The sequence below is a fragment of the Enterococcus mundtii genome, from assembly GCF_002947535.1.
Classification (GTDB): Bacteria; Bacillota; Bacilli; order Lactobacillales; family Enterococcaceae; genus Enterococcus_B; species Enterococcus_B mundtii_B.
Window position 1 is genome coordinate 25,360 of record NZ_PUAP01000039.1, and the last position, 14,130, is coordinate 39,489.

Annotated in this window: 9 protein-coding genes and 2 pseudogenes; 9 read left to right on the top strand and 2 right to left on the bottom strand. The window is 39.2% G+C overall.

The window, feature by feature from the left end; translation table 11 throughout:
• Positions 1-2 precede the first annotated feature (2 nt).
• The 3 genes from CUS89_RS12665 to CUS89_RS12675 are packed head-to-tail and all read left to right on the top strand — an operon-like array spanning position 3 to position 3,462.
• On the top strand, positions 3-1,451 hold the full coding sequence (locus CUS89_RS12665; protein ID WP_104872386.1) for a glycoside hydrolase family 32 protein: 1,449 nt from the start codon (positions 3-5) through the stop codon (positions 1,449-1,451).
• 7 nt (positions 1,452-1,458) lie between these two features.
• A complete protein-coding gene (locus tag CUS89_RS12670; protein ID WP_104872387.1) occupies positions 1,459-2,328 on the top strand; it encodes an ROK family protein in 870 nt (289 codons plus the stop codon).
• A 24-nt stretch (positions 2,329-2,352) separates the two neighbouring features.
• Entirely contained in the window at positions 2,353-3,462 is a 1,110-nt protein-coding gene (locus CUS89_RS12675) for an ABC transporter ATP-binding protein (RefSeq protein ID WP_104872388.1), read from the top strand.
• A gap of 65 nt (positions 3,463-3,527) precedes the next feature.
• Here CUS89_RS12675 and CUS89_RS12680 read toward each other — a convergent pair.
• Positions 3,528-3,993 (bottom strand): annotated as a pseudogene (locus CUS89_RS12680) (recombinase family protein).
• Positions 3,994-4,221: 228 nt separating this feature from the next.
• Here CUS89_RS12680 and CUS89_RS12685 point away from each other — a divergent pair.
• From CUS89_RS12685 to CUS89_RS12695, 3 genes are read left to right on the top strand one after another with little or no spacing between them, the layout of a single operon-like run.
• The gene (locus CUS89_RS12685; RefSeq protein ID WP_104872389.1) at positions 4,222-4,821 is read left to right on the top strand and encodes a tyrosine-type recombinase/integrase; all 600 of its coding nucleotides are present in this window, start codon (positions 4,222-4,224) and stop codon (positions 4,819-4,821) included.
• A 48-nt stretch (positions 4,822-4,869) separates the two neighbouring features.
• Entirely contained in the window at positions 4,870-5,565 is a 696-nt protein-coding gene (locus tag CUS89_RS12690; RefSeq protein WP_104872390.1) for a Fic family protein, read from the top strand.
• 55 nt (positions 5,566-5,620) lie between these two features.
• Positions 5,621-5,998, top strand: a complete 378-nt coding sequence (locus tag CUS89_RS12695) for a hypothetical protein (protein WP_104872391.1) — start codon at positions 5,621-5,623, stop codon at positions 5,996-5,998.
• A 147-nt stretch (positions 5,999-6,145) separates the two neighbouring features.
• Here CUS89_RS12695 and CUS89_RS12700 read toward each other — a convergent pair.
• Positions 6,146-7,096, bottom strand: a pseudogene (locus CUS89_RS12700) (IS30 family transposase).
• A gap of 320 nt (positions 7,097-7,416) precedes the next feature.
• Here CUS89_RS12700 and CUS89_RS12705 point away from each other — a divergent pair.
• From CUS89_RS12705 to CUS89_RS12715, 3 genes are read left to right on the top strand one after another with little or no spacing between them, the layout of a single operon-like run.
• Positions 7,417-9,012, top strand: coding sequence for a type I restriction-modification system subunit M (locus tag CUS89_RS12705; protein WP_104872392.1), 1,596 nt, complete (start codon positions 7,417-7,419; stop codon positions 9,010-9,012).
• Positions 9,002-10,225, top strand: coding sequence for a restriction endonuclease subunit S (locus CUS89_RS12710; protein WP_104872393.1), 1,224 nt, complete (start codon positions 9,002-9,004; stop codon positions 10,223-10,225). Before CUS89_RS12705 ends, CUS89_RS12710 begins: the two co-directional genes overlap by 11 nt.
• A gap of 12 nt (positions 10,226-10,237) precedes the next feature.
• Positions 10,238-13,387, top strand: coding sequence for a type I restriction endonuclease subunit R (locus CUS89_RS12715; RefSeq protein ID WP_104872394.1), 3,150 nt, complete (start codon positions 10,238-10,240; stop codon positions 13,385-13,387).
• Positions 13,388-14,130 lie beyond the last annotated feature (743 nt).

Consider the following 14,130-nt stretch of genomic DNA (forward strand, 5'->3'; position numbering starts at 1 on the left):
TTATGGAGAACAAAGCAAATCAATATATCGAAACCAATAGAGCGTTGGCCGTGAGAAGCTCTCACCAGCCGATCCTCCACTTCACACCGTCATTAGGATGGATGAATGATCCAAATGGACTGATTTTCTTCAAAGGAGAATATCATCTGTTTTATCAATACCACCCCTACCAAACAAAATGGCATCAAATGTATTGGGGCCACGCGGTAAGCCACGATCTAATCACTTGGCAGGAGCTGCCGATTGCTTTGGCACCTTCTGAGGTATACGAAGATAGCACGGAAGGCGGGTGCTTTTCGGGAACAGCGATAGAACACGAAGGCACGCTTTATCTATTCTATACAGCCGTAGCGAAAAATGCGGCAGGGCAATTGGTCCAAAAGCAATGCGTCGCAATGAGCGAAGACGGCAGGCTTTTTTCAAAATACGAAAACAACCCCATCCTTCAAAACGATTCTCTCGGAAAGGAGAATCCTCATTTTAGAGATCCTAAAGTGTGGCAAAAAGATCATACTTTCTACATGCTTGTCGGTGTTAGTCAAAATAACGTTGGGAAGTTGGTTCTCTACCGATCAGAGAATCTTTTAGAGTGGACACTGATGGGGGTCGCCTTTGAAGAACCCAATGCGTGGATGCTGGAATGTCCAGATTTTTACGAATTAGATGGCAAGGACGTATTGACCTTTTCACCAGTAGGAATAAAAGGTGAATATTCGAGTTATCTGATTGGTCGCCTGGATTACGAAAAGGGGCGATTCCAAGTAGAATCGAGAGGCATTCTTGATTATGGCGTTGATTTTTATGCGCCTCAGACCTTTCTAACACCAGAGGGGGAACGGTATGTTATCGGCTGGCAAAACGGTTGGGAATGGATGTATGAGTGGAACGGATTTGGTGAATTAACAGAAAATAGCTGGTGTGGTGCGATGAGCATACCAAGAAAAGTTCTACGAAAAGGCGATCGGCTGCACGCTTTATTACCAAAGGAAATCTCGCAATTGAAAGCGGCAGAGACGGTCATTTATGATACACAAACCGATGGCTACCAAAAATCCGTTTCCACGATTCAAAAGCCTACGCTCATTGAATTGTCGCTGGAAGCAGGAGAAACACCGATAACGCTGGTGTTTAAGGATAAACGAACAGGACAGACAGACACGTTCACCATTGAGGAACACCTACTTTACCATTCTGAGGGGAATCCTTTGGGAAGAAAGGATATCACGCTGCCGCTTTCCAGCAGAAGCAAGACCCTCAAGATTCTGCTAGATCTATATGCTATAGAAGTCTTTGATGAGGACGAAGGAACGGTGTTAAGCGTAAATAGCTTTTTCGAAGGCACGCTCGCTCGCGACTTTTCCTTCAGCTGCAGCGAAAAAGGGCGGCTCAAACAGGTGGTAGTAACAGAACTGAACGGAAAACAATTGATCAAGAGATCTGTGAAGGGATAGATGAAAAATGTTTGGAAGTATCGAAGCAGGAGGAACGAAATTTGTCTGTGCAGTAGCAACGGATGACTTAGAGATCGTGAAGCGGGACAGCTTCCCCACCACGAAGCCTGAAGAAACCATGAAAGCTGTCCTCGAATTTTTCTCGCCATATAAAGAAACGCTGAAAGGAATAGGTATCGGTTCATTCGGTCCCATTGATATTCAGTATGAATCGCCAACTTATGGCTACATCACTTCTACACCAAAATTGGACTGGCAGCAGTTTGACTTTGTGGGAACAGTGAAGAAGGCTTTTCCTATACCGGTTTCTTGGACCACTGACGTGAACGCGGCCGCTTATGGAGAATCTGTTTTTGGGAATGGAAAGGGACGATCAAGCATCGTTTATTATACGATCGGAACCGGCATCGGGGGCGGCGCACTGCAATACGGCCGCTTTATCGAAGGCTTCAGCCATCCAGAAATGGGGCATATGCTGGTGAACCGACATTCAGCGGACACATACGAAGGAAATTGTCCGTTCCACAAAAATTGCTTAGAGGGCATGGCCTCTGGTCCAGCGATCGAAAAGCGAGCTGGGAAAAAGGGGCAGGATTTGAGTGAAAAAGATGTGCAATGGGAGCTGGAAGCCTATTACCTTGCGCAATGTGCCTACAATACGACACTAATGCTTTCACCTGATGTCATTATTTTTGGTGGAGGTGTCATGAAGCAACGCCAAGTGTTAGAGAAAATGAAGTCAGCCTTCAAAGAACTGTTGAAGGATTACGTGGAGGTACCAGAACTAGATCAATACCTTGTGCTTCCGAAATTAGGAGACAACGCGGGAACATACGGGTGTCTGGCATTAGCAAAAGAGCAGCAGCTGCATTCTTGATAGGAAAGAAATGGGTGAACACATATGACAGAACTAAGTTTAAAACATATTCATAAGAAATACGACAATGCAGAAACGTATTCAGTGACTGATTTTGATTTAGAGATCAAGGACAAAGAATTTATTGTATTTGTTGGTCCATCAGGTTGCGGGAAATCCACAACCTTGCGCATGATCGCCGGGTTAGAAGATATCTCGGAGGGAGATTTTACGATTGATGGTCAGCGGATGAATGATGTAGCTCCCAAAGACCGAGACATCGCCATGGTTTTTCAGAATTATGCGCTTTACCCCCATATGACCGTTTTTGATAACATGCCGTTTGGCTTAAAGCTTCGTAAATACGATAAAAGTGAAACCGCGAAACGAGTCGAAAACGCTGCCGAAATATTAGGTCTTTCAGACTATTTGTATCGAAAACCAGCGGCGCTATCCGGTGGACAAAGACAGCGTGTTGCTCTTGGAAGAGCGATTGTACGTGACGCACGAGTATTTTTGATGGATGAGCCATTGTCGAATTTGGATGTTAAGTTGAGAGTCTCGATGCGTGCCGAGATCGCCAAATTGCATCAACGGTTAGAGACGACAACGATTTACGTGACCCATGACCAGACCGAAGCAATGACCATGGCCGACCGGATCGTCATCATGAAAGACGGCGTGATCCAGCAAGTCGGTTCACCGCAAGAAGTCTATAACACGCCCGTGAATATTTTCGTGGCAGGCTTTATTGGTTCGCCAGCAATGAACTTCTTTCACGTAACATTGAAAGATGGGGTGCTGACGAATCATCATGGATTAAAGTTGCGGATACCTGATGGGAAGAATAAAGTATTAAAAGAAAAAGGCTATGAAGGAAAAGAAGTGATATTTGGGATTCGTCCAGAAGACATCCATGGCGAGCAAATTGCTCTTGATGCCGCACCTCAATCAACAGTCCGTGCTCAAGTAGTTGTTTCAGAATTATTAGGAGCAGAAACAATGCTTTATTCTGTTATCGGTGATACTGAATTCGTTGCCAAAGTGGATGCGAGAAACTTCCATGAACCGGGATCCTCTGTAGATTTGGCATTTGATTTGAATAAAGGGAATTTTTTCGATAAAGAAACAGAGTTAGTTATAAAATTACCTTAATAGGGGTACAAGGAACATAGAAACGAAAATGCACGACAGAAAAGCGAATGAATGTAGTATGAAATCTACAAATCATTCGCCTTCTTTATTATATATATGGTTGGTTGAGAGAGTCCATTTTCTTTGGCAATCTCTGTAACTGGAACTCCTTGCTTTAACATGTCTACCACCGATTTATTAACTAATCGCCTTTGCGGATCTTTTCACACTCATTTTGTACAATATAACTCAGTAGTGATAAAAACATGTCAAACATAGCTGTGTCCAGGAGTTCATTTCCAGTGTTGAAATCCAAAAACTGTGCGACCAGTATTTTTAATGCTACTTTAAAAGCAACTGTATTTTTTACGTCTTCATAATCTCTGCCTAAACGGTTCAATGATGCAACGATGACACAATCACCTTTGCGAATATAAGTTAGTATTTTTGAAACTCAGGTCGCTGGGTATCTTTACCGCAGGCTTTTTCTTGGAATAATTTCTCAATATGAAACTGAGAACAATTTCCCTGACCATTTTCCAAAGAAACGATTTTATGGACCAAATAAAAATGTTGGTTTTTCTGGCGACGATGATAGGCCAAGCGAGTAAGAGCGAAAGTGACACAATCAGATTCTGTCACATTCATTAAAATCGCTCTATCCTTAGAGGCTCTAAGAGGAAATCACTTTTCTTTTAGGGCCTTTTTTCTATAGCTTGTTTAAATGTGACTTATTATCTGTTATAATCATATTAAGTAACATTTGAGAGGGGACTAAAAATGAAGAGCGTGGAACCGATTCGTGACAAAAAAAAGATCGATGCCATGAAAGCAATTTTGGCTTCCGGCAAATATGGGCAACGAAATTTGGTGCTTTTTTCAATCGGGATCAATACAGCCTATCGAATCTCCGATTTAAGGCAGTTGAAATTAAGTGATGTGTTAGAAATTTCTCGTGGGCGGGTGATTGTCAAAGAGCGTCTGGCCATGAAGGAACAAAAAACGGCCAAACATAATTCGGTCTTCATTTCGAACAAATTACGAAAAGTGATTCTCGACTATATTCAATCCGAATTTCCTGAGCAGCTGCACGCACAAGACTTCAGCAAGTATTTGTTTCCAAGTCGAAAAGGAGCAGATACGCCTTTGACCCGACAAAGCCTTTGGCGGATCATTCATGAAGCAGGAACGGCGGTTGGGTTGAAAGAAATTGGTCCCCATTCGATGCGTAAGACCTTTGGCTATTTTTTGTACAAGCAAGGAACCAAAACAGAGATCATTCAGTCGCTGCTAAACCATTCTTCACAACGGGAGACCTTACGCTATATTGGGATCACCCAGGAAGACAAAGATACCGCAGTAAAGAGTTTGGATCTATGACAGAATAACGCCCTATATAATAGAAGGAAAAATTCAAGAGGTGAGAAAATGAACGAAGAAAAGCAGCCTACATTTCCTGATAAATACCACTTATCTCGCAAAGAATCGGTGTATTTATTGAAGAAAAACATTGTGGAACTGGTGTATAATGCGGGAAAATTTGAAGGATTGAATACAACGCTATTACAAACAGAAGAGATTATTAAGTATAATCGGGCCAATAACGTGACTGTAGATGATGTCCTGACCGTCGTTAACTTAAAAAGAGGCTTTGAAATGCTTTTAAACGACGTACAGGAGCCCCTGTTCGAGACAAGTAAGCGGATTAATCGGATCGTTGCAGCGGAAGATGCCCTTTTTCCTGGTGAAATACGAACCGGCGGAGTAGAAGTATCGACTATTCAGGGAAGGTATGTGCCACCCATGTTAACTGAAGATGAGGTGAAAAATCAATATGATAAGATACTGAATCAAGAGATATCTGATACGGAAAAAGCGTTAAGACTATTTCTATTTATATCAAAAAATCAAATATTTTGGGATGGTAATAAAAGAACAGCGTTATTAACTGCTAATCAGATTATGTTTAGCCAAGGTTTGGGATTGTTATCCGTTCCTGAAAGTGTATTTGCAAAATTTAATGAACTTCTATCTATGTATTATAATAGCAACCAATCTAGTGATGAATTAAAAATTTTATCATTTATACATGAAGGATGTATTTATGGTATTCGTTATTTATAGTAAACAATGGAATAGTTACTGAATTACAATAAGCCAATAAAAAGGAGAGTATGTAATGTCATTAATGTCAATAAATTATTTTGGATATGCTGTATATAATGTAACTGTGGAAGAATCAATAGTAAACTTGTTACGATTTGAGATATCAAAAATGGATGAGAATGCCACTACTACAATTAATATAGATCCTAAATATAATAATTTAATATCGTTTGAAGTAACTGTTGAATCTAGAAACCCTGAGGATGAATATGATAAAATCGTTGATATTATATCTGCAACCAATGCTATCATTATACATTTAGGTAGTGTAGAAGAAAGTTATTCTACTGGTGAACGATGTTACATGGGAATTCAGACTCTGACACCAGCTAATGATTTGAATGATTATATCGTAACTTGTATTGACGACTTTTTTTCTGAATACCAGTAAATTAAAGAAACGAATTTCATGTTATAGCATAACGTTTAAAATGGGTAAAAAAATTAGGCACTAATTTGTATGAACTAAGAATTATTTGAAAAGCAACAATGCCAGGTATGCTGATTTTCTTTCTTTGGATCAATCAATCATACAAGATCAACTTAAGCTAGACAAAGTAGATTCGTCTAGGTAACTCAAAAACACTTCTAGTGGCGTCTGGTAATCTAAGGATTTCCGCGGAATCTTGTTTCGCTTGTTCGCAACTGAAGAGATAAAGGCTTGGTCCACTTGATTGAAGTCCATTTCTTTCGGCAACCCGTCTTTTTGCAGCAAGCCATTGGAGTTCTCATTCAGTGCCCGCTGTGAAGGCGTTCCGGGATCGGCGAAATAGATTGTGATGTCATGTTGGTCACATAACGCTTTCCAATTAGAGAATTCTTTTCCACAATCAAACGTAATGGATTTGAATAAATGCCTGGGGATCGCTTCAAACCACTTGTTCATCGTATGCTCGATGTCACTTGCCTTCCGCCCATCGGGCTTCAAGGTGATGGAGAGGCGTTCGACCAATGTAATGACGGCACTCTTGTGGTGAACGCCCACAATGGTATCGCCTTCGATATGGCCAAATTCTTCCTTGAATGCCGGATAATCGGTCTCCCTTTCAGCGATATTCCGCTTGAAGGCCTGTTTTCCCCGACGTTCCTGATGGCCGTTTGGTTTTCTGTTTTCCTTCACGGGCAAGGTTGTTTCATCAAACATCTTTTCCTTGAAGCGACGATAAAGCGTCCGCATGGAACAAGCAATCGGCATTTCTTTCCGACCGATGATGACATCGGGCGTCCATCCCTGTACGACTTTTTCAGTTATGTAGACCTGTTGTTCCTCGGGCAGGACAACCTTGCGCCTTCCGCAACGCTGCTTGTTTTACTTGTATTGTTGGTAATATTCCAAGGCCGTATGGCCTTCTTTCAAAAAGTTGATGACATTGTAAATCGTCATTCTGGAACGTTTTAACCGGCCGGATATTGTCGTAACTGCGATGTTTTGATGGTAATAAGCTTCTATCATCACCAGTTCATCCGTGTTAAGATGGGTGTAGGTCATTCGTGATCACTCCTATGTATTCTTTGGCGGAATTACATTTTGAGTGTACCACGAATGGCTTATTTATTTGTCTAGCTTAATTTTACAATCGACGATGGAAAAAATCATATGTAATTGTTTCATATGTATCTGAATGGTTCTAAAGATAACTATGTAGAAATATAAACAAATTAACGATCTAGTTTAAGTTATGTCAAGCAACGTTAGTCTCCTCTCACGTGGTTTATTAGCAAGAATAAGTTTTTTTCTTTTTCTAAAAATGAGTATGCTAAAATAAGAGGGTATATAGCAATTTAAATAAGAGATAGGAGTGTATCTTTTTGGGTGCAGAATTAAATCAAAAATTATTTAGTGCGGCAGATAATCTCCGTAGCAAAATGGATGCGTCAGAATATAAAAATTATTTATTGGGGCTGATTTTCTATAAATATTTATCTGATCGTTTGCTGGAACAAGTGGTTCTTTTAGCAGATGAATCCTTAGAGGAATATGACACAGTAAGCAAACAAACAATGTTGTATCGTGAATTACTTTCAGATGAAGAATCAAAAGAAGATCTGATTGCCACAATCGTGGATATTTTAGGGTATGCGATCTCACCAGAGTATCTTTTCAATGTGTTAGCAGATCAAGCAAAACAAGCAATTTTTCAATTGAATGATTTAAACAAAGCCTTTGTGCAATTGTCTTCTACTTATAACCAGTTTAATGGGTTATTTGATGATGTTGATCTTCAATCAAAAAAACTAGGAACCGATGAGCAACAACGAAATGTCACGATTACCGAAGTTATCAAGAAATTAAACGACGTAGATGTTTTAGGACATGATGGAGACGTGATCGGTGATGCGTATGAATTTTTGATCAGTCAATTTGCTTCAGAAGCAGGGAAGAAAGCCGGAGAATTTTACACGCCTCATATGGTTTCTGATATGATGGCACAAATCGTGACGTTGGATCAAAAAGAACGACGATTCTTTAGTGTTTTTGATCCAACGATGGGTTCAGGTTCATTGATGTTAAATGTGCGTAACTACTTACCTCACCCAGATAACGTTAAATATCATGGGCAAGAATTAAATACAACGACATACAATCTAGCAAAAATGAATTTGATTTTACATGGGGTAGATGCTGAAGAGATGAATCTCCGCAATGGGGATACGTTGAATAAGGACTGGCCAACAGATGAACCTTACACATTTGATGCAGTAGTGATGAACCCACCTTATTCGGCTAACTGGTCAGCAGATACGACCTTTTTAGATGATTCTCGGTTTAATCGTTATGGGAAATTAGCGCCAAAATCCAAAGCAGATTTTGCGTTTCTTCTTCATGGGTTCTATCATTTGAAGGAAACAGGTACCATGGCCATCGTCTTACCACACGGAGTTTTATTCCGTGGCGCTGCAGAAGGGGTCATTCGTCAAAAATTATTAGAAGACGGCAGTATTTATGCTGTGATCGGTATGCCTGCGAACTTGTTCTTTGGTACATCGATTCCAACGACGGTGATTGTGTTGAAGAAGAATCGTCAAACTCGAGATGTATTATTCATTGACGCTAGTCGTGAATTTGTTAAAGGGAAAAATCAAAATAAACTATCGGAAGAAAACATTCAAAAAATCCTCGAAACCTACGCTGAAAGAAAAGATGTCGAGAAATACGCTCATTTGGCAACCTTTGATGAAATCAAAGAAAATGACTATAACTTAAATATCCCACGCTATGTAGATACTTTCGAAGAAGAAGAACCAATTGATATGGTTCATGTCGGAAATGACATCAAGAAGATACGACAAGAACAGCAAGTGCTAGAAAAAGAACTTTTAGAAGCTATCTCTTCCCTGCAAACAACACCTGAAAATGAAGCGTGGTTACAAGGTGCGCTGGAGGTGTTCAAACATGAGCAATGATACACAACCAGAAATTCGTTTCCCAGGATTTACGGAAGCTTGGGAACAGCGTAAGGTTTTTGAAATTTCAAAAGTTACTTATGGTGGTGGTACCCCTAAAACTAATACAAAAGAATTTTGGAACGGTAACATTCCATGGATTCAAAGTAGCGATTTAGAAATTAACAGATTATTTAATGTTTCTCCTAAAAAGAAAATTACGAATGAAGCTATTAAAAAATCTGCAGCAAAAATTATTCCTCCTAACTCAATTGCGATAGTTACACGAGTGGGGGTTGGTAAATTAGCATTAATGCCTTTTGAGTATGCTACTAGCCAAGATTTTTTATCACTTTCAGAGTTACAAATAGATTCATATTTTGGAATCTTCTCTTTATATTCTATGCTTCAAAAAGAGCTTAAGAATATACAAGGAACATCTATTAAAGGAATGACTAAGTCAGATTTATTAGAGAAAAAAGTGACTATTCCAAAAAAATATGAAGAACAACAAAAAATCGGTAACTTCTTTAAACAACTCGACGACACTATCGCTCTTCATCAACGTAAGTTAGATTTGCTGAAGGAAACGAAAAAAGGATTCTTACAAAAAATGTTCCCTAAAAACGGAGCAAAAGTGCCAGAAATTCGTTTTTCTGGATTTACGGAAGATTGGGAACAGCGGAGGTTATCTGATGTGGCTAGTATTGTCGGAGGTGGTACGCCAAGCACAAGTAATCCTGAGTATTGGGACGGTGACATTGACTGGTACGCTCCAGCTGAAATTGGTGACCAAATTTACGTTAGTAAAAGTCTGAAAACAATTACTGAATTAGGTCAACAAAAGAGCTCTGCTAAGATTTTGCCAATTGGAACTGTTCTTTTTACCTCTCGTGCAGGGATTGGAAATACTGCGATACTGGCAAAAGAAGGTACAACAAACCAAGGTTTTCAATCAATTGTTCCACACAAAAACAAACTCGATAGTTATTTCATTTTTTCAAGAACTCACGAGTTGAAACGATATGGTGAAGTAACTGGTGCAGGATCAACTTTTGCGGAAGTGTCAGGTAAGCAAATGGCAAAAATGCCAATCCTGATACCATGTATTAATGAACAAAGAAAAATTGGGGCATTCTTTGAACAACTCGACACCACCATCACCCTTCACCAACGCGAATTAGATTTACTAAAAGAAACGAAAAAAGGCTTCTTACAAAAGATGTTTGTCTAGGAGGGAAGAAGAATGAAAATTAGTCATCGTGAGGAAGCAGAAGTCGAAGAACAGTTGATTCGTGTACTTGGGGAAGGACATAATCAGTGGACGTATCGTCCGGATCTAAAATCAGAAGAAGATCTTTGGGACAATTTACGCCAAAAAATCATCTCAAATAATCAAGCAGAACTGAATGATTCTCCTTTGACCGATAAAGAGTTTGAAACGATCAAAACCGAATTATTGCTACGGACGAAAACCCCATTTGATGCTGCGAAATGGTTAAAAGGTGAAAATGGCATGGCACGAATCACGATTGAACGGGAAGATTCGCAGTTAGGCTCTATCTCATTGGTTCTTTATTCGAACCAAGATATTGGTGGGGGGATCTCTACCTATGAAGTGGTGCATCAAATTGCAAAACGTGGAAGTAACATAGAAGCACGGGATCGACGTTTTGACGTCACCTTATTAATCAATGGATTACCGATTGTCCAAATCGAGTTGAAAGAAGTAACCGCAAAAGATGGCGTCTATCAGGCGTTTAACCAAATCAAAAAGTATGCAGAAGAAGGCATGTTTCGGAACAATATCTTTTCGACCTTGCAGTTGTTTGTGGTTTCCAATGAACAAACGACCCGGTATTTTGCAAATGCCTTACCGAAAGACTTGCACCCTAAGTTTTTATTTAGTTGGCGAACGAAAGATAATAAGAAGGTAGAAAACTTATATGAGTTTTGCAAACAAGTGCTAAATATCCCGGATGCCCATCGCTTGATTGCGGATTATACGATTGTCAGTGAAGATCAAGACAATAAAACCCTCATGGTGTTACATCCTTATCAAGTACATGCGATTCAAGCCTTGTTTATTGCTGCAAATAAACATCAATCAGGGTATGTGTGGCATGCGACAGGTTCAGGAAAGACGTTGACTAGTTTTGTATCTACTAAGCTTTTAGCACGAAAATCGGGGATCGATCGAACGATCATGTTAGTGGACCGCAAAGATTTAGATAATCAAACCACCACAGAGTTTACGAAATTTGCTTCGGAATTTAATACTGGGATTTCTTCCGGGAACGCCAAAGCGAATAGCTTGATCGTGGGAACAGGAAGTGCCAAAGAGTTAAGTGAAACTCTGTTGGCAGATGCCAATGCGAATGTTGTGATTATTACAACCCGTCAAAAGCTAGATGCGGCGTTGAAATATGCAAAGAAACAAGAGGAGAAAAAAGGAACCAATCGCTTCCAAAAATTAATGGGGCAACATATCGTGTTTGTAGTAGATGAGTGTCATCGAGCGCTAAGTGCTGAAAATATGGAAGAAATCAAAAAAATGTTTCCGAAATCCACTTGGTTTGGCTTTACAGGCACACCGATTTTCCCTGAGAATCGGAAACAAGCCAAAGGACAATTGGCACGTACGACCCATGATCAGTATGGAGAGGTCTTGCACACCTATACCATCAAGAATGCGCTAGAAGATGGCTCTGTCTTAGGATTTCAAGTAGAGCATGAAAACACCGTGGAGCCGACTTCATTAGAGAATAAAATCTATCGGAAATTAAAAGAAGTAGAAACATATGCAGAGTATTCATCAGAACAGATCAATCGTATGATCGATCAAATGGAGCCTGTCAAAAAAGAAAGTTATTTGGACCCTGCTGTTTTTGAAGCAGATGAACATATCCAAAAAGTCATTCATAAAATGTTCCGTCCAGATAATGCCTATACAAAATTTGATTTTCGAAATGGCCGTCCAACGAAATCTGCAATCTTAACCACGAGTTCCATTGACATGGCTAAAAAGTATTATCGAGCCATCAAAGAGATGACGAAAGAGCCTGATTGGTTAACAAAAGAGTTTTCCGATCAGCCCATTCGTGAAGGACGAACGATGGAGGATCCTGATTTCCCAAGGATCGCTATTACCTATTCATTGGAAGAAAATAACCAAGATTCAAGTGCCCAACAAGAAGAAATGAAAAAAATTATTGAGGAATATAATCAGTATTTTGATACTGCCTGGTCATTAGCAGACATTGGGCGTTATAACGGAGATATCAATAATCGTTTGGCACGAAAAAGAGCGGAATTCAAACAATTTGGGAAACAAATCGATTTAGTGATCGTAGTGGATCGTCTATTGACAGGTTTTGATGCCCCTACGATTCAAACCCTATTTGTGGATCGTAATCTAGAGTATGCAGGATTGATCCAAGCTTTTTCACGTACGAACCGTACGTATCCAGAAAAAACCAAAGGACTAATTGTTACTTTCCGAAAGCCAGCGACAATGGAGAAGAATGTCGAGGATGCGACAAAACTGTATTCAGAAGCTAAAGAAGAATCGGGATTAATTTATCCAAGTTATCAGGAATCCAAAAAAAGATTCAAACAAGCATATGGTAAGTTAAAAGAGGTTTCATCCATGGAATCTATTGATGAACATACGCCTCTTGAAACTCGTATCGAATATGTCAAAGCATTCCAAGAATTGAATCGTGCGTATGAATCGTTAGTGACTTATGACGACTATAATGATGATATGGTGAAATCCCCAATCTTGAACAATCAAATTCAACTTTTGGAAGAACAAATTGGTGTATATGAGACCGTGAAGGGGTCATTAATGGAGGAAGAACCAGAAAAAGAGGGAGAAGATTTTTCAACGATCGAATTTTATAGTGAAAATACCACGAAGTTGTATGATATTGATTCTACTTATATTGATCAATTACTAGGAACTTATGCTGCGAATAATTCAGATGCACGAGAAGAAATTGAAAAAGCTTTGGCTAAATTGAATAAAACAGAAGGAGTCAAAGAAGTTTACCGACAAATTTTAAATGCATTTGATGTGGGGACTTTAGATAGTAATGAAGATATCTTTGTCATTAAACGTCGCTATTTTACACAAGCAAGTGATAATTTGATTCATACCTTTTCCAATGAGTGGTTTGTTTCTGAGAAAGAATTACATGCTTCTAATCTGCAATATATGCCAGGTGAAGATCCAATTCCTAATATGAAAGCAATTATCAACAGTAAGGATTACGAAGGATATAAAGCCAAACATCCAGAAGCGAAACCATTTAAATACCCACAAGAAATGAAGCGAGCATGGCGTAAAATGTTAGATGATGAGTTGATTCCACTTGAAAATGAATTGAGGTAAACGAGAAGAGTTAAGAAAATTGTACGATTCAAAGATAGTAGTAAAGTGGAAGTGTAGAAAATAGGGATAGATGTCTTTTTACTTGTTCACATTTTATAACGGAGTATTTAAGAAAGCTATTGATTAATGATTCTTCCATCTTTTTCATTCATTTACCCCACCCCGTTGTTATATGACCGTGTTTCGAGAGGAATCTTTAAAAGCATAGGCTAACTAGGGGTTCCTTTTTATTTTGTCTTTTTTGAATCCGCTTAAGTGAAATGTATCTGAAATGAAACGGAGATAAAGTGATTTTTTGCTGTAACAGCAATACTTTAGTTGTTTCAGATACCATGTAACCCAAAATAGTTTATTGAGAAAATAGGAGAGTATTTGATACTAACTAGTAGGAAAAAATGAGATAAAAAGTAAATGGAATCGTTTCGGGTAGTCTGAAATAAAAAAATATACAGGCCTGTGGCACTTTACCTACGGGACTGTATATTTTTTACTCTCAGCGGGCTTGTTTTGACTCCGTCGTATTGATTTTAAATGATATTCGATGACCAATTAATAGGTCGTTTTTGAAATTTTTGTCTCTATATTACTCAGTTTGATAATTATTGATAGATCGATTTGGGTCTATATCGGATGATCGATCTTTTTACGAATTAGGTCTTGCAGTGTCGCTATTTTCGTATCGTGTTCCGGCGTAATACGATAAACAACATCAAGTAGTTTAGTAGGTTCTGTTGCAAAGTTTT